Origin of the sequence: Ancylobacter sp. WKF20 (genome assembly GCF_029760895.1) — a bacterium.
GTDB lineage: Bacteria > Pseudomonadota > Alphaproteobacteria > Rhizobiales > Xanthobacteraceae > Ancylobacter.
The window spans coordinates 1,250,701-1,267,692 of sequence record NZ_CP121679.1 but is presented as its reverse complement, the minus strand read 5'-3'; the positions used below and the strand labels follow the sequence as shown (position 1 = coordinate 1,267,692).

The window sequence follows — 16,992 nt, the reverse complement described above, 5'->3', positions numbered from 1 at the left end:
CAGCCTCGTCAGCGCATCGCATATGGGTGCCGCTTTGGCAATGTGCGGCGGCGTTGGCCGCCGCCGCACCTTCGTCTCAGGTTGGACTGACTGTCCGCCTCACTGGCCAGGGATCTTGTCGTCGATGCCCTTCACGTACCAGTTCATCGAGAGGATGTCCTTGTCCGCGAGAACGGCGCCTTCCTTGACGACCAGCTCACCCTTCTGGTTGGTGATCGGGCCCTTGAAGGGGTGCAGCGAGCCGTCCTTGATCGCGGCTTCGGTCTTCTCCGCCATCGCCTTCACATCGTCAGGCATGTTGGTGTAGGGCGCCATGACGACCTCGCCATCCTTCATGCCGCTCCAGGTGTCGGTGGACTTCCAGGTGCCGTCCAGCACCGCCTTGGTGCGCTCGATATAGTAGGGCGCCCAGTTGTCGACGATGGAGGTCAGCTGCGCCTTCGGCCCGAAAGCGATCATGTCGGAGGCTTGGCCAAACGCCTTCACGCCGCGCGCCTCGGCCGCCTGCATGGCGGCGGGGCTGTCGGTGTGCTGGGAGATCACATCGGCGCCCTGGTCGATCAGCGCCTTGGCCGCATCGGCCTCCTTGGCCGGATCGAACCAGGAGTTCACCCAGACGATCTTGATCTTGATGTCGGGATTGACCGACTGCGCGCCGAGCATCAGCGAGTTGATGCCGGAGATGACTTCCGGGATCGGGAAGGAGGCGATGTAGCCGATCGTGCCGGTCTTGGAAGTCTTGGCCGCGATCTGGCCGAGGATGTAGCGGCCCTCATGGAACTTCGAGTTGTAGGTCGCGACGTTGGGCGCGGTCTTGTAGCCAGTGGCGTGCTCGAAATAGACCTTGGGGTAGCGCTTCGCCACCTTCAGCGTCGGCTCCATATAGCCGAAGGAGGTGGTGAAGATCAGCTTGTTGCCGGCGCGCACGAGCTGCTCGATGACGCGCTCAGCGTCCGGGCCCTCCGGCACGTTCTCGACATAGGTCGTCTCGACCTTGTCACCGAACTCCTTCTCGACCGCCTTGCGGCCCTGATCGTGCTGGTAGGTCCAGCCGAAATCACCCACCGGTCCGATATAGACGAAGCCGATCTTGAGCTTCTCGGCGGCTGAGGCGCCGGTTGCGCCGACGCCGGCGAGCGCGAAGCCCGCGGCGATGGCGACCGCCATGGAGAGAATTTTGCGCATGAACGTCTCCGTTCCCATTATGTCGCGGCCGAAATAACGTCCGGCAGCACGCGGCCGCGACCGCGATGCCGGGGGCCGTCGCCACGGCCCGAAACGATGGATCAGCGATCCGGCACGAAGGGCACGCCCAATCCTGCCGGCGCCCCCTGCCCGCGCTTCAGCGCCGAGATGATAACCAGTGCCACCACTGTCGCCAGATAGGGCAACGAGGACAGCAACTGGGAGGGCACGCCGAGGCCGAAGCCCTGAACGTGCAGTTGCAAGATCGAGACCGCGCCGAACAGATAGGCGCCGGCGAGCAGCGAGAGCGGCTTCCAGGCCGAGAACACCACCAGCGCAAGGGCGATCCAGCCCCGACCGGCCGTCATGTCACTAGCCCAGAACGGCGTGTAGGCCAGCGACAGATGCGCCCCGGCGAGCCCGGCGCAGGCGCCGCCAAACATGATCGCCAGCGTGCGGATCTTGCGCACGGGGTGTCCGAGCGCATGGGCCGCCACCGGGTTCTCGCCGACGGCCCGCAGCACCAGACCGGCGCGGGTGCGGGCAAGGCCATACGTTACCAGCGCCAGAAGCAGCAGGGAGAGATAGACGAAGGCGTCCTGCCCGAAGAGCATCTCGCCCACCACCGGCAGCTCGGTAAGGACGGGAATGTGAAGCTGCGGCGCGCCGTCGAGCCGCGTGCCGACGAAGGGAGCGCCGATCAACCCGGCAATGCCGAGCCCGAGGATGGTGGTCGCCAACCCCGAAGCGACCTGGTTGGCAGCGAGCCAGACGGCAAGCCCGGCGAAGACCAGCGACAGCAGCGCGCCCGCGACCACGGCGGCGACGGTACCGAGGATGAGGCTGCCCGTGCCATAGGCGGTCGCGTAGCCAACCGCCGCGCCGACGATCATCATGCCCTCGACGCCGAGATTGAGTGTTCCGGCGCGCTCGGCCACGAGTTCGCCCAGCGACGCGAGCAGCAGCGTCGTTGCCGCGGCGACGATGCTCGCCAGCACCGCGCCGAGAATGGCCGCATCAAGCATGCTTGGCCCCCTCTACCCGTCGGACGCTGTAGCGCACCAGAACATCCGCCGCGAGAATCGCGATGAGCAAGGTGCCCTGGAACACGCGGGTGACATCGAAGGGCAGGCGCATGCTGATCTGCGCCGCCTCGCCGCCAATATAGGTCAGGGCCAGCACCAGGCTGGAAATGAGGATAAGCACCGGATGCAGCCGCCCCAGCATGGCCGCGATGATCGCGGTGAAGCCGTAGCCCGGCGAAATGCTCGGCTGAAGCTGGCCGATCGGGCCGGCCACTTCGATGATGCCGGCAAGGCCCGCGAGCCCGCCCGAGACCGCGAAGACGCCATAGGTCACGCGCTTCTCATCGAAGCCGGCAAAGGCGGCCGCGCGCGGCGCGGAGCCGCCGAGCTCGATGGAGTAGCCGACCAGCGTGCGGCCCAGCACGAAGGTTGCGACCGCGATGACGACCAGCGCGATGGCGATGCCGCCATGCAGGCGCCCTTCCTCGAACAGCAGCGGCATGATCGCCACATCATCGAAGGTCACGCTCTGTGGAAAGTTGAAGCCCTGCGGGTCACGCCACGGTCCGCGCACCAGATAATCCAACCCGAGCTGGGCGACATAGACCAGCATCAGCGAGGTGAGGATCTCGCTGGCGCCGAAGCGCACGCGCAGGAAGGCGGGGATGAGCCCCCACAGCGCCCCGCCAATCGCCCCCAGTACCAGCATGGTCGGGAGAACCCACGGGCCGGCGTCGGTGCCATGGGTGACGAGCGCCAGCGACGAGCCCAGCACCGCGCCGGCGACATACTGCCCTTCCGCGCCGATGTTCCAGCGGTTGGCGCGGTAACAGAATGCGAGGCCGGTGCCGATCAGCATCAGCGGCGAGGCCTTCACCACCAGCTCCTGCAGCGTCCACAGGTCGGTCAGCGGCTCGATGAAATAGATGCCGAAGGCGCGGATCGGATCATGTCCAAGCGCGACGAACATGATGGTGCCGACCACCACCGTCACGGCGATGGCGATCAGCGGCACCGTGGCGAGTCGCAGCGAGGAGATGTGCTCCTGCCGTTCCAGCCTAAGCGGCATGGGTGCCCTCCCCGGTCTGCTCATGCCCGTGGGCACCGCCCATGGCGAGGCCGATCGCCTCGCGCGAGGTCTCCGCCACCGGCACGGGTGCCGTCAACCGGCCCTCACTCATCACCGCGATGCGGTCGGTGAATTCCAGCAGCTCATCCAGATCCTGGCTGATCACCAGCACAGCGCAGCCTTCCGCCGCCTTCTCGCGCAGCGTGGTGCGGATGAAGGCCGCCGCCGCGGCGTCAACACCCCAGGTCGGCTGGTCAACGACGAGGAGCACGGGTTCGCGCAGCACCTCGCGGCCAATGACGAATTTCTGCAGATTGCCGCCCGAGAGCCGCCGCGCCTTGGGATCCTTGCTGCCGAATCGCACGTCGAAGCGCCGGACGATCTCCTGGAAGCGGTCATACAGGGCGTTGCGGCGGACAATGCCGTGCCTCACTAATGCGCCATCGCCATGGGTGGTCAGCAGCACATTGTCCGAGAGCCGCATATCCGGCGCGGCGGCGTGGCCGAGCCGCTCTTCCGGCACGAATCCCGCCTTGAGCGCGCGCCGGGCGGTTGGGCCGAGCCCGCCGGCCGCCACCTTATCGATGATGATGGCTTCGGCGTCCGCGTTCGGTTGCTCCCCGGACAGCGCCTCGAACAGGGCGGTCTGGCCGTTGCCCGCCACGCCGGCGATGCCGACGATCTCGCCGGCACGGATTTCCAGATTGATGTCGCGCAGTGCCGAACCGCGCGAGCCGTCGCCGGCAACGTTCAGGTTGCGCACCAGCAGGCGCGGCTCGCCCATCTCATGCGTGACGTTGCGCGGTGTCCGGGGCACTTCCGCGCCCACCATCAGCCGGGCAAGGCTCGACGCGCTCTCCTGCGCCGGATCGACCTCAGCGATGAACTTGCCGCCGCGCAGCACCGTGGCGCGCTGGCAGAGGCGGCGCACCTCGTCGAGCTTGTGGCTGATGAAGAGCACCGCCCGGCCCTCGCCCGTGAGCAGGTCGACCGTGCGGAACAGTGATTCGGACTCGTCAGGCGTCAGTACCGAGGTCGGCTCGTCGAGAATGAGCACGCGCGGATCGCCCAGCAGGCAACGCACGATTTCCACCCGCTGACGTTCGCCGACGGAAAGATCGCCGACGCGGCGATAGGGCTCGACGCCAAGGCCGTAGCGCTGCACGCAGGCGTCGATCCGCGCGGCGAGCGCCGGCAGCGGCTCATGCCCGGCAAGGCCCAGCGCGACGTTCTCCACGACGGTGAGCGCATCGAACAGGGCGAAATGCTGGAAGACGACGCCGACGCCCTTGGCGCGGGAACTCGCCGGATCGGGAAAGACGATCGGCGCGCCGTCATAGAGCAGTTCGCCGGAATCGGGCTGCAGCAGGCCACACAGCATCTTCACCAGCGTCGACTTGCCGGCGCCGTTCTCGCCCAGGAGCGCATGGGTTTCGCCGCCGCGTATGGCGAGGCTCACCTGATCGTTCGCGACCAGCGCCCCGAAACGCTTGGTGAGAGCAACCGCTTCCAGAAGCGGCGCGGCGGCGACAGCCTCAGCCATGGGAGATGCCCCCGGCGCGCGCGGCGGGAGGGCAGCTAAGCTGTGGCTGCGGCTTGCGATTCATGCTCGACCGAGTGCGGAGGTTGTGTCCGGCAGCATGGCATGACGCAAGGATGGAGCAAGCCTAAACTCTGGTCCATCCGGTCCGAAATTTGACGCCTTTTGCGTCAAATTCCGAACCGATCACGGAAGCAGAACGGTCGAGCCCGTGGTGCGGCGCCCCTCGAGATCGCGATGCGCCTCGGCGACATCCGCCAGCTTGTAGCGCTGGTCGATGGCGATCTTCACCACGCCGGTGCCGACCACCTCGAACAGGTCGGCCGCATTGGCGAGCAACGCGTCGCGCGTTGCGACATGAGTGAACAGAGTGGGACGGGTCGCGTAGAGCGAGCCCTTCTGCGACAGGGCCAGCAGGCTGAAATTCTGGATCGCGCCCGAGGCATTGCCGAAGCTCACGAACATGCCGCGCGGACGCAGGCAGTCGAGCGAGGCCGGATAGGTGGCCTGTCCGACGCCGTCATAGACCACGTCGCAGAGCGCGCCCTCGGTGATGTCCTTCACCCGCGCGACGAAGTCTTCCTCGCGGTAGTTGATAACATAGGCGGCGCCGTTGGCGCGGGCGAGTTCTGCCTTTTCGGCCGAGCCGACCGTGCCGATGACGGTGGCGCCAAGATGCGTTGCCCACTGGCACAGAATGAGGCCGACGCCGCCGGCGGCCGCCTGAACCAGAACGGTGTCGCCAGCCTTCACCGGGAACGTCTGGCGCAGCAGATAGCGCGCGGTCATGCCCTTCAGCATCATCGCGGCTGCGGTCTCGTCGGGAATGTTGGCGGGCAGCTTGAGCAACGGAGCGACGGGCATGACGCGCTCGCTGCAATAGGCGCCGAGCGAGGAACCATAGGCCACGCGATCGCCCGGCTTGAACTCGCTTACGCCCTCGCCGACCTCGACCACCACGCCGGCCGCTTCATTGCCGGGGATGAAGGGGAAGCCCTGCGGCGGCGGATAGAGACCGCTGCGGAAATAGGTGTCGATGAAGTTCAGCCCGATGGCGGTGTGGCGCAGGCGTACCTCGCCGGGACCGGGCGAGCCGATGGTGATCTCCTCATAGGACAGAACCTCAGGGCCACCGACTTCATGGACACGTACCGCCCAGGCCATGACAACTCCCACGCTTTGATTGGATCACTTCGGCGCACGCGCCAGTTCAGAGGCCGCTGGCGCTGTCCTCGGCCGCGCGGCGGCGGAACGGAATCAGCCCGAAGACCAGGAAGTACAGCGCACAGGCGCACAGTCCGAGCACCACCCAGCCCGGCGGGTTCAGCCCTTCCACCACAGCGACCACGGCGAGCACGGCCCAGAGGGCGAGCAGGCCGATGGTGAGCAGGCGCAGCCGCACCACGCGGAAGGGGTGCACGAACTTGATCGGCAGGAAGGTCGCGACCGACAGCAGCGCGATGATGGCGGCGATCAGCCAGGCATTCATCGGCACCAGGAAGAAGTAGAACACGACGAGGTTCCAAACGGCCGGGAAGCCCTGGAAATACAGGTCGTCGGTCTTCATCTCGGTGTCGGCGAAATACAGCGCGCTGGTCAGCAGAATCGCGGCGCTTGCGGGCACGGCAAGCCAGGCCGGCATCAGCCCGCCCATGGCGACGGCGAAGGCCGGCACCAGCACATAGGTGAGATAGTCCACCACCAGATCGAGCGTTTCGCCCGACCAGCGCGGCAGCACCTCCCACACCCGCGCGCGGCGGGCCATCGTGCCGTCGATGCCATCGACGAACAGGGCGGCGCCAAGCCAGGCGAACATGATCGACCAGTGTCCCTCGACCGCCGCGATCAGCGCGAGCAAGCCGCAGACGGCGCCGGAGGCGGTGAACAGGTGAACGGCGAAGGCGAGCGTCTGGCGACGCTTGGGACGCTCTATCATCAGCTTGTCAGCCAGCGACTTTGATGAAATCGCCACTGCTTTTCCTCCTGCGACCCAACCGGCGCATTTTTCATACGTGACTGCACGATCCGCCGACCACTTCCACGCCTATAACATGTGCGCGCATTAGCACGCATTGTCAGGTGGAGTGGTCCTGCTTATCCCACACTCCGGCGCGAGCTTATAGTCCCGCAGACGACAAGGGAGATCGAGATGTCAGCCAAGCCCGGTACCGAACGGCATATCGCGGTGGTCGGTGGCGGCGCAAGCGGCCTCGTGGCGGCTCTGGCGCTCGCTTCCAGCGACCTCGACGTGACGCTTATCGCCCCCGCGCGCAGCGTCGATCCGCGCACCACGGCGCTGATGGATGGCTCGGTGAACGCGCTGAAGGCGCTCGGTGTGTGGGAGCGCCTCGGGCCGCAGGCCGCGCCGCTGCGCATCATGCGCGTTCTCGACGGCACGACGCGGCTGCTGCGCGCGCCGCAGGTCGATTTCCGCGCTGGCGAACTGGGCCTTGAGGCCTTTGCCTGGAATGTCGAGAACGAGGCGCTGCTGGCCGCATTGGAAGAAGCGGTTGCCGGCGCCCCGCGCATTCGGCGCTTGCGCGCCAGTGTGACCGATGCGGCCGATCAGGGTGATCACGTGCGTCTTACCCTGGACACCGGCGACGCGCTGGATGTCGCACTGGTTGCGGCGGCGGACGGGCGGCAGTCGCCCTGCCGCCGGGCGGCGGGCATCGATGTGCGCACGCGCGACTACCCGCAGGTGGCGGTGACCGCGACGCTGGCGCATGGGCGACCGCATGGCGACATCTCCACCGAGTTCCACACCGAGACCGGGCCGTTCACCCTCGTCCCCCTGCCCGGCCAGCGCAGCAGCATCGTTTGCGTGGTTTCGCCCCGCGAGGCGGAGACGCTGATGGCGCTGGACGAGGACGCGTTCAGCCGTGTCATGGAGCGGAAGGCGCGTTCCATCCTTGGGTCGATGCGGCTCGATTCGCCGCGCGGCAGCTTTCCGCTCAGCGCCCGTACCGCCACGCTTTTCGCCAAGGGCCGCATTGCGCTGATCGGCGAGGCCGCGCATATCATTCCGCCGATCGGCGCGCAGGGCCTCAATCTCGGTATTCGCGACGCCGCGACGCTGGCCGAACTGGTGGACGATGTGTCTCGCGCGGGCGGGGATGTCGGCGGTGCGGCGGTGAGTGAGGCCTATGAGCGCCGGCGCCGGGCGGATGTGGAAAGCCGGACCTTCGCGGTGGACCTGCTCAACCGCTCGCTGCTCAGTGGCTTCCTGCCCATGGCAGGGGTGCGTGGCCTCGGCCTCTGGCTGCTCGACAAGACGCCGATGCTGCGGCGGGCGGTGATGCGCGAGGGTGTCGGCCCGACCCGCGACGTGCCGGCCCTTCTCACCGGCAAGGTGGCCTGAACTCAGCGCAGGCCGTGCGGCAGCATGTCGTGCTGCAGGGCGTAGAGCATGAGCGTGACGGTGAGCACGGACACAACCGTGCCGATCAGCACGCCGCCGGACGCGCCCTGCACATAGGTCTCGTACTGCTTCGCCATGATGAAGGCGTTGAGCGCGGGCGGCAGGCTCGCCATCAGCACGGCCGTGGCGATCCACACCGGGTCGAAGCCTCCGACCGTGGTGAGCACCAGCCAGACCAAAGCCGGGTGGACCACCAGCTTGATCGCCAGCAGCGCCGGCACCTCGCTCTGCACCCGGTTCATCGGTCGTAGCGCGACGGATACGCCGAGGGTGAACAGCGCGCAGGGCGCTGCGGCGTTGCGCAGGAATTCCAGCGTCTTCTCGATGGCAGCGGGCGGGTGGAACTCGATATAGGCGGCGAAGACGCCGAGGAAGGTCGCGACGTTGAACGGGTGCGTCACCACACGGCGGACGACCAAGAGCAGCGTCGCCGACAAGGGCCGTTTGTCGCGCCCGCCGACCGCCATCAGGATTGGCACGATGGTGAAGAAGAACAGGCTGTCGAAGACGAAAATCAGCGCCGTCGGCACCGAGGCGCCCATGCCGAGCGCGCCCAGCGTCAGGCCCGGGCCCATATAGCCGACATTGGAATAGGAGCCGAGAATCGCCGCAATGGTCGCTTCCGGCAGGTTGCCGCGGCGCAGCCACAGGCCAACCAGCAGCGACAGGCCGAAGCAAGCCGCCGTCGACAGGGTCGTGGTGGCGATGAAGGCGCCGTTGGTCAATTCATGGAACGGGGTACGCGCCACCAGCGAGAAGAACAGCGCCGGCAATGCCACATAGATGATGAAGAAGCTCAGCCAGGCGAGGCCGCTTTCGGGGATGCGCGCGAGCCGGCCGCATCCCAGCCCGAGGAAGATGACGCCGAAAAACGGAAGTGCTAACGCTAGAACCTCGGCCATTGGCGTTGGCTACCGGCTCGCCAGGGGTCGGTCAATCGGTCTTTCGGGGCGGAAAGCCGTGCTGCCGGTGGCAGATGGCGTCGCGGTTGCGTCGCTCCCCCCAAGGACGGGACAAAGGACGGGACGGCCTCGGGCGTCGCGGGAGAGGATGGACGGATGATGAAGGAGCGCAACGCCAAGTACCGGATCGGGCAGATCGTGCGCCACCGGCATTACCCGTTCCGCGGCGTGGTCTTCGACGTCGATCCCGAATTCACCAACACCGACGAATGGTGGGATTCGATCCCCGAGAACATCCGCCCCTCGACCAAGGATCAGCCCTTCTACCACCTGCTGGCGGAGAACGCGGAGACCGAATACGTGGCCTACGTCTCCGAGCAGAATCTGGAGCTCGACACGTCCGGCGAGCCGGTGCGCCACCCGCAGGTGCGCGAGATGCTGGCCGCTGATGGCGATGGCGGCTGGCGGGTGCGCAGCGAACGGCTCCAGTAGCCCGTTTACGTAGCTTCAGCGCGGCAAGGGCTGAAAACGAAAACGCCCGGCCGAAGCCGGGCGTTCGTCAATGAGATGTGCCGGAGCTCACTGCGCCGGCTGGCCGTTCTTCAGCTTCTCGGCACCGAGCTTCTCCAGACCCGCCTTGGTCTGCTGCTCGCGGGCGTCAGCCTCGGCCTTGATCGCGTCCTGACGGGCCTTGACCTGATCCTGGATCTTCTTGACCTGGTCCTCAAACACCTTCTGGTCCGTCTCCGGGCCGTCATAGACCTTGGCGAAATCGCCGAGGCCGATCGGGTAGGAGATCACGCGGCCAACCGCGTTGGCGACGCTGATGGTGAGGCCCGGAGCCTTCTTCATGCGGTCGATGAAGGCCTGGTCGATCTGGATGTCGCCGCGGCAGGACTGCGGGTCGCACATGACGAAGGTGCCCAGAACCGGCTGCTCATTGGCCAGCGCAACGCGGAAGCCGTTGCGCAGCAGAACGCCCATCTGGGTCGGGAACATCACGAAGAACGCCTTGCGCGGGTCATCCTTGATGTCGAGCAGGCCGAAGCGCACCAGCACCGGGCCGGTGTCGCTGATGATGGTCTGCTCCAGCGTGCAGACCTGCTTCTTGAGGTTCGGATCATCACCGCAGCGCTTGACCCACGGAATCGGGATCGCGGGGATCTGCGCCTGCTGGCCCTGCTGGGGCTGGGCCGGAGCCGCCTGCTGCGGCTGCGCGGCGGGGGCCGCAGCGGGCTTCTGGGCAGGCTTGGCGGGCTGGGTCTGCGCAAAGGCGGTGCTGGTCAGCGCCAGCACCATGGCGGCGCCGGCGACCTGGCGCGCGAGAGTCGAGCGGTTGATCATATCGAATTCCTGTCGTTCGGCCCGCGGTGACATGCGGTTGTCGGACGCCTCTGCGCCATCTCGGGAACGTGGGCTGTCTCAAGCCCAATTGAGGCGACAGAGTGACCCTCTGGCAGTTGAATGTCGTGGATCGTGCTAGACATTCTCGTGTGAGCGCGAGTCGAATCTGTGGCCAGGGAACGGAAGCGTGACCGATATCGCCCGCCGCGCGTTCCTGCGCAATGCCGTAGTTGTCGGTAACGGCCTCCTCTGCGCGCGCTTGTCCCCCGCGCAAGCGCAGAACCCGGCTCCCATGGGCCGTCATGGCATCGCCATGCATGGCGAACCGGCCTATCCGGACGGCTTCGCCCATTACACCAGCGTCAACCCTGACGCCCCCAAAGGTGGGCGGCTGACGCAGGGGGCCGTGGGCAGTTTCGACAGCCTCAATCCCTTCATCGTGCGCGGCACGGCACCGCCCTTCATCCGCTGGAACATCGTCGAGAGCCTGATGGCCCGCTCGCCGGACGAGGCCTTCACCTGCTACGGACTGCTCGCCCGCAGCGTGGAGACCGACGAGGCCCGCAGCTACGTCGCCTTCGAGATCGACCCGCGCGCCCGCTTTTCCGACGGGGCGCCGGTAACCGCGGACGACGTGCTGTTCTCGTTCAACCTGTTGCGCGTGAAGGGCCGGCCGAACCACCGGACCTTCTACGGCAAGGTATCGAAGGCGGAAGTCACTGGCCCGCTCGCCATTCGCTTCACCTTCGGGGCCGTGGACCGCGAGCTGCCGCTGATCATGGCGCTCATGCCGGTTCTGGCGCGCCATGCCGCGGACGAGGCGACCTTCGACCAGACCAGCTTCACCGCGCCGCTGGGCAGCGGACCTTACACGGTGGCGCAGGTTCGCCCCGGCGAAAGCGTGATCCTCACCCGGCGCGAGGACTATTGGGGCCGCGACCTGCCGGTGAACCGCGGCAATTACAATGTCGACACGCTGCGCTACGATTTCTACCGCGACGTGAACAGCCAGTTCGAGGCGTTCAAGCGCGGGCTCTCCGACATACGCTTCGAGACCGATCCCGGCCGCTGGAAGACCGGCTATGACATTCCCGCCGTGCGCGACGGGCGCATCGTGCAGGAGGAGATCGAAACGGGCATGCCGAAGCCCTATTCGGCGCTGATCTTCAACATGCGCCGCCCGCTCTTCGCGGATGCGCGGGTGCGTGAAGCGATGGTCGAGCTGTTCGATTTCGAGTGGGCGAACGCCAATCTCTATTTCGGCGTCTACCGGCGCAACGGCAGCTTCTATGACGGCTCGGAGCTCTCGGCGCGCGGGCGCCCGGCGGACGCGCGCGAGCGGGAGCTGCTCTCCCGCTACCCCGACGCCGTGCTGCCCACTGTGATGGACGGCACGTGGCAGCCACCGACATCGGATGGCTCAGGCCGCGACCGGGCCCGTCTCAAGCGCGCGCTGGAGCTGTTCGCCAGCGCCGGCTGGGAGCTGAAGGGCGGCAAGCTGACCGCCACGGACGGCCGGGCCTTCGCGCCGGAGCTGCTGGTCGGCACCAAGGACCAGGAGCGTCTCGCCCTCGCCTACCAGAACATGCTGAAGCGCGCGGGAGTGACGCTGAACATCCGCCTCGTCGACAATGTGCAGTTCGAGGCCCGCAAGCAGACCTATGACTACGACATGGTGCCCTATATCTGGGACCAGTCGCTCTCGCCCGGCAATGAGCAGGCGTTCTATTTCGGCTCGGCGGCGGCCGATGTGCCGGGTACGCGCAACTTCATGGGGCTGAAGAGCCCGGCGGCGGACGCGATGATCGAGGCGCTGCTCGCCGCCCGCGCGCGGCCGGACTTCATCTCCGCCGTGCGGGCGCTGGATCGTGTGCTGATCTCCGCCCGCTTTTCAGTGCCGCTGTTCTACACGCCGGGCCAGTGGGTGGCGCGCTGGACGGCGATCCAGCGGCCGGAACGCGTGGCGCTCGCGGGCACGCTGGCCGAGAGCTGGTGGCGCGAACCCGGCCGCTGACGCGATACAAGCTGCGCCGGTTTCGTTGACGTTGTTGCAAACAAGCGCTGGACAGTCCGCCGAGAAAAGGTTCCTTAGGGGCGGGTCGTCCGACCCTGCGGACCTGGCCCCGGTGGTGCCGGGATGCCCCGCGGGGCGATGCGGCTAAGCTGATCTCGGAGTTCTCTCGATGCGTTACGCCCTTGGTCTGGCGGCTGGCGGCCTGGCTCTGGCCCTGTCCGCTCTCAGTGCGGTTCCCGCCGGCGCCCAGTCGTCGATCACCGTGCATCCCCAGCCGAATGCGGGGAGCAACGACCCGGTCAATCTCGAGATCAAGATCAAGCCGCTCAACAACCCGAACTATCTCGACTACGGCCCGCTGCCCGACAAGCCCGGCGCCGACCACAGCCAGGATTACATGAACCAGGCCGGCGGCAATTCGCCGGACTTCGCCGGTCCGGGCTCGGATGTCGACGCCGACGTGCTCCCCGACAGCGACGGCGCCTATGACGGGCCGATTTCCGGCACGCCTTTCTGACGGCTGCGGGTTTGATCGGCCAACACGTGGCGGGCGGCCTCAGGCCGCCTTGGCCCCTTGCTCGGCAATCTTCGCCAGTTCTTTCAGAATGCCGGCCGTGCCCTTGAGGCGCGCATTGGCGTTCGGCCAATCCTCCGAGAACACCACCTTGCCGTCCGGCCGCATCTTCGCGACCACGTGCGGCTTGCCGACATAGGTGATGAAGCCGGCCGGGTTCGGGAAGCGCCCGTCCCGGAAGGTGAGCACCGCCCCGCGCGGGCCGGCATCGACCTTCTCCACATTGGCGCGGCGGCAGAACGCCTTGATGCTGACGAGCTTGAGCAGTTGCTCGACCTCCTCGGGTAGCGACCCGAAGCGGTCCACCAGCTCGGCGCCCATCGCCTCGATCTCCTGATCGGTCTCCATATCCGCGAGCCGCCGGTACAGCGACAGGCGCACATGCAGATCCGCCACATAATCCTCGGGGATGAGGACCGGCGTGCCGATGGAGATCTGCGGCGACCATTTGTCGGCTGTCGGCGCGGTGATGCCGGCCTTGAGGTTGGCGATCGCCTCCTCCAGCATCTCCTGATAGAGCTCGTAACCGACCTCCTTGATATGGCCGGACTGCTCGTCGCCCAAGAGGTTGCCGGCGCCGCGAATGTCGAGGTCGTGGCTGGCGAGCTGGAAGCCGGCGCCCAGCGTATCGAGCGACTGCAGCACCTTGAGGCGGCGTTCCGCTTGCGTCGTCAGCGCCTTCTCCGTCGGCAGCGTAAAGATGGCATAGGCGCGCGTCTTCGAGCGGCCGACGCGCCCGCGCAGCTGGTAGAGCTGGGCGAGGCCGAACATGTCCGCGCGGTGGATGATGAGGGTGTTGGCGGTCGGAATATCCAGCCCGGATTCCACGATGGTGGTGGAGAGCAGCACGTCGAACTGCCCGTCATAGAAGGCGGACATGATCTCCTCGAGCTGCGTCGCCGCCATCTGGCCATGGGCGACGGCGACACGCACCTCCGGCACGCTCTTGTCGAGGAAGTCCTTCACCTCGCCGAGATCCTCGATGCGCGGGCAGACATAGAAGCTCTGGCCGCCACGATAGCGCTCGCGCAGCAGGGCCTCGCGCACGATCAGCGGATCGAACGGCGTGACGAAGCTGCGCACCGCGAGCCGGTCCACCGGCGGCGAGGCGATGATGGAGAGCTCGCGCACCCCGGTCATGGCCAGCTGAAGCGTGCGCGGGATCGGCGTCGCGGTGAGCGTCAGCACATGCACCTCGGCGCGGAGCTGCTTCATCTTCTCCTTATGGCCGACGCCGAAATGCTGCTCCTCGTCGATGATGACGAGGCCGAGATCCTTGAAGCTGATCGCCTTGCCGAGCAGCGCGTGGGTACCGACGACGATGTCGACCGTGCCGTCCGCCAGCCCCTTCTTGGTCTCGCTCATCTCCTTGCCGGTGACGAGGCGCGAGGCCTGACGCACCACGATGGGCAGGCCCTTGAAGCGCTCGGAGAAGGTCTTGAAATGCTGGCGCGCCAGCAGCGTGGTCGGGACCACGACGGCGACTTGCTTGCCGTTCAGCGCGACGGCAAAGGCGGCGCGCAACGCCACCTCGGTCTTGCCGAAGCCGACATCGCCGCAGACCAGCCGGTCCATCGGATGGCCGGAGCCGAGATCGTCGAACACCGCGTCGATGGCGGCTTCCTGATCCTCGGTCTCCTCATAGGGGAAGCGGGCGCGGAACTCGTCATAGATGCCCGCCGCCGGCACGAGGCGCGGCGCTTCGTGGAGCTGGCGCTGCGCGGCGATCTTGATGAGCTCGGCCGCCATCTCGCGGATGCGGCTTTTCATCCGCGCCTTGCGCGCCTGCCAGCCCCCGCCACCCAGCCGGTCGAGCTGCGCCTCGGTGTCCTCCGAGCCGTAGCGCGAGAGGAGTTCGAGATTCTCCACCGGCAGGAAGAGCTTGGAGCCCTCCGCATAGTGGATTTCGAGGCAGTCATGGGGCGCGCCCATGGCCTCGATGGTCTTCAGCCCGATGAAGCGACCAATGCCGTGATCGACATGCACCACGAGGTCGCCGGCGGTGAGCGAGGTCAGCTCGGCGATGATGTCCTGCGCGCGGCGCGCCTTGCGCTTGGGGCGCACGAGCCGGTCGCCGAGAATGTCCTGCTCGCCGATCACCACGAGTTGGTCGGTCTCGAAGCCGCTCTCGATGCCGAGGACGGCGAGACCGATCGTGCCCTTGGGCAGCGCCTCGGCGGCATCGCGCGTGCCGACGGTCTGGGTGCCCTTGAGCCCATGATCGGCCAGCACGGTGGCCAGCCGGTCGCGCGAGCCGTCCGACCAGGCGGCGAGGATGGTGCGCTTCGTCTTGGCCTGCTCGCGCAGATAATTGACAGCGACGTCGAAAAGCTGCGCCTCTGGGTCGGCGCGCTCGGCGGCAAAGGACCGCACGGGGTGGCCGTCAAGGTCGAGCACGTTCTTGGCCGGCGGCAGCGCGAAGGCGGACAGCGCGACCTTGGACGCGACGGCGTTACGCTGCTCCCATTCGGTGGCGGTGAGGTAGAGCCGATCCGGCGGCAGCGGCTTGTAGGGTGTGCCGGTGCTATGCTCCATGCCGTGGCGGCGGGCGTCGTAATAATCGGCGATCTGGTCGAGCCGCGAGGCGGCTGCCTCCCCGCCCTGCGCTTCCATCACGATCGGCGCGTCGGGCGCGTAGTCGAACAGCGTGTCGAGCCCGTCATGGAACAGCGGCAGCCAGTGCTCCATTCCTGCGTAACGCCGGCCTTCGCTGATGTGCTCATAGAGCTGGTCGCCACGCTGGGCGGCGCCGAACTGCTGCACATAGGCCATGCGGAAACGCTTCATCGTCTCCGTGGTGAGCTGAAGCTCGCTCATCGGCACGAGATCGAGCGAGCGCAATTGCATCGCCGTGCGCTGAGTCTCCGGATCAAAGGAGCGGATCGACTCCAGCGTGTCGCCGAAGAAGTCGAGCCGCACCGGCGCCGGCAGGCCCGGCGGGTAGAGATCGACGATGCCGCCACGCACCGCATACTCGCCGGTGTCGCGCACAGTGGAGGTGCGCAGGAAGCCGTTCACCTCGGCCCAGCCGACCACATCGTCCATCGACAGCGCATTGCCCGGCGCCGCCGAGAAGGACTGCGTCGCCACCAGGGCGCGCTTCGGCACGCGCTGGAGCGCGGCGTTGACCGTGGTGAGGACGATGGTGCCGGCTTCGCGTCCCTTCACCCGCGCAAGACGCGCGAGCGTGGTCATGCGCCGCGCGATGATCGCGCCGTTGGGCGAGGCGCGGTCATAGGGCAGGCAGTCCCAGGCCGGGAAGGGCAGCACTTCGATGCCCGGCGCGAAGAAGCCGAGCGCCCGCTCCAGCTCCGCCATGCGCTCCGTGTCGCGGCAGATCACCAGAAGTGTCGGCCACGGCGCCTCCTCCTGCGCGGCGAGCGCGCGGGCGAGATCGGCGACGACCAGCCCCTCCATGCCGTTCGGCACATTGGCGAGGGTCAGCGTCTTTCCCGGCGCGAGCTGGGAACTGAGCGTGGCAAGCGGCGAGCGAAGCGGGGTCTTCATAGGCTGGGAACGCCCTCACCCGACAGGTGAAACTGCCGGAAGCGGTGGAAGATGGGGGTGTCATAGGCCGGGTCCGGCACGCCGGAGTTGATCCAGCCGAAGAGGTCGGGATCCTCGACCTCGATCAGTTCTTCGAAGGCTGCGACCTCCTCCTCGCTCATCACGCCGATCATGGCGTCGGCGAAGCGGCCCATGAGCAGGTCCATCTCGCGCGTGCCGCGATGCCAGGAACGGTAGAGGATGCGGCGACGGCAGGCATCGAGGCCGGCGCTCGAACGGGTGGTTCCGGTCATGGGGGCGATTGCTCCAGAGGCTTCTGTCCGAGGGCGCAGCCGCGGAAGGCGGTGTCTTTAGCGCGCCACGCGGTCGCTGTCAGGTAGACCTTGCGATTGGGTGGTCAAGATGCGGCGC

The 16,992-nt window shown here is 67.1% G+C and carries 14 protein-coding genes; 4 read left to right on the top strand and 10 right to left on the bottom strand.

Annotated features, from left to right (window positions below; all coding sequences use genetic code 11):
* Positions 1-99: 99 nt before the first annotated feature.
* The 6 genes from AncyloWKF20_RS05800 to AncyloWKF20_RS05775 form a co-directional block, all read right to left on the bottom strand.
* Positions 100-1,185, bottom strand: a complete 1,086-nt coding sequence (locus tag AncyloWKF20_RS05800) for a BMP family ABC transporter substrate-binding protein (RefSeq protein WP_279316950.1) — start codon at positions 1,183-1,185, stop codon at positions 100-102.
* 101 nt (positions 1,186-1,286) lie between these two features.
* Entirely contained in the window at positions 1,287-2,210 is a 924-nt protein-coding gene (locus tag AncyloWKF20_RS05795) for an ABC transporter permease (RefSeq protein ID WP_279316949.1), read from the bottom strand.
* Positions 2,203-3,279 carry an ABC transporter permease gene (locus AncyloWKF20_RS05790; protein ID WP_279316948.1) on the bottom strand — a complete coding sequence of 359 codons (1,077 nt, stop codon included), beginning with the start codon at positions 3,277-3,279 and terminating at the stop codon, positions 2,203-2,205. The genes AncyloWKF20_RS05795 and AncyloWKF20_RS05790 overlap by 8 nt, the downstream gene beginning before the upstream one ends.
* Positions 3,269-4,822, bottom strand: a complete 1,554-nt coding sequence (locus tag AncyloWKF20_RS05785) for an ABC transporter ATP-binding protein (RefSeq protein ID WP_279316947.1) — start codon at positions 4,820-4,822, stop codon at positions 3,269-3,271. Before AncyloWKF20_RS05785 ends, AncyloWKF20_RS05790 begins: the two co-directional genes overlap by 11 nt.
* A 183-nt stretch (positions 4,823-5,005) precedes the next feature.
* Entirely contained in the window at positions 5,006-5,983 is a 978-nt protein-coding gene (locus AncyloWKF20_RS05780) for a quinone oxidoreductase (protein ID WP_279316946.1), read from the bottom strand.
* Between the two features lie 46 nt (positions 5,984-6,029).
* Entirely contained in the window at positions 6,030-6,791 is a 762-nt protein-coding gene (locus tag AncyloWKF20_RS05775) for a CDP-alcohol phosphatidyltransferase family protein (protein WP_279316945.1), read from the bottom strand.
* A gap of 177 nt (positions 6,792-6,968) precedes the next feature.
* On the opposite strand from AncyloWKF20_RS05775, the gene AncyloWKF20_RS05770 reads away from it, so the two are divergent.
* Positions 6,969-8,180 (top strand): UbiH/UbiF family hydroxylase, encoded by a 1,212-nt coding sequence (locus tag AncyloWKF20_RS05770; RefSeq protein ID WP_279316944.1) that lies wholly within the window; start codon positions 6,969-6,971, stop codon positions 8,178-8,180.
* A gap of 2 nt (positions 8,181-8,182) precedes the next feature.
* Here the strand turns inward: AncyloWKF20_RS05770 and AncyloWKF20_RS05765 are convergent, their stop codons facing one another.
* A complete protein-coding gene (locus AncyloWKF20_RS05765; RefSeq protein WP_279316943.1) occupies positions 8,183-9,142 on the bottom strand; it encodes an AEC family transporter in 960 nt (319 codons plus the stop codon).
* A 156-nt stretch (positions 9,143-9,298) separates the two neighbouring features.
* Here AncyloWKF20_RS05765 and hspQ point away from each other — a divergent pair, with 156 nt between their 5' ends.
* A complete protein-coding gene (hspQ, locus tag AncyloWKF20_RS05760; RefSeq protein ID WP_267582393.1) occupies positions 9,299-9,634 on the top strand; it encodes a heat shock protein HspQ in 336 nt (111 codons plus the stop codon).
* Between the two features lie 87 nt (positions 9,635-9,721).
* Here the strand turns inward: hspQ and AncyloWKF20_RS05755 are convergent, their stop codons facing one another.
* Entirely contained in the window at positions 9,722-10,486 is a 765-nt protein-coding gene (locus AncyloWKF20_RS05755) for an invasion associated locus B family protein (protein ID WP_279316942.1), read from the bottom strand.
* A 313-nt stretch (positions 10,487-10,799) separates the two neighbouring features.
* On the opposite strand from AncyloWKF20_RS05755, the gene AncyloWKF20_RS05750 reads away from it, so the two are divergent.
* Positions 10,800-12,500, top strand: coding sequence for an extracellular solute-binding protein (locus AncyloWKF20_RS05750; protein WP_279317893.1), 1,701 nt, complete (start codon positions 10,800-10,802; stop codon positions 12,498-12,500).
* Between the two features lie 169 nt (positions 12,501-12,669).
* Positions 12,670-13,017 (top strand): hypothetical protein, encoded by a 348-nt coding sequence (locus AncyloWKF20_RS05745; protein ID WP_279316941.1) that lies wholly within the window; start codon positions 12,670-12,672, stop codon positions 13,015-13,017.
* 39 nt (positions 13,018-13,056) lie between these two features.
* Here the strand turns inward: AncyloWKF20_RS05745 and mfd are convergent, their stop codons facing one another.
* Both mfd and AncyloWKF20_RS05735 read right to left on the bottom strand, forming a co-directional pair.
* Complete coding sequence (gene mfd, locus AncyloWKF20_RS05740; RefSeq protein WP_279316940.1) at positions 13,057-16,581, bottom strand: transcription-repair coupling factor; 3,525 nt, start codon at positions 16,579-16,581, stop codon at positions 13,057-13,059.
* Positions 16,578-16,874: a succinate dehydrogenase assembly factor 2 gene (locus AncyloWKF20_RS05735; RefSeq protein ID WP_279316939.1), complete on the bottom strand. Its 297-nt coding sequence runs from the start codon at positions 16,872-16,874 to the stop codon at positions 16,578-16,580. The genes mfd and AncyloWKF20_RS05735 overlap by 4 nt, the downstream gene beginning before the upstream one ends.
* Positions 16,875-16,992: the final 118 nt, after the last annotated feature.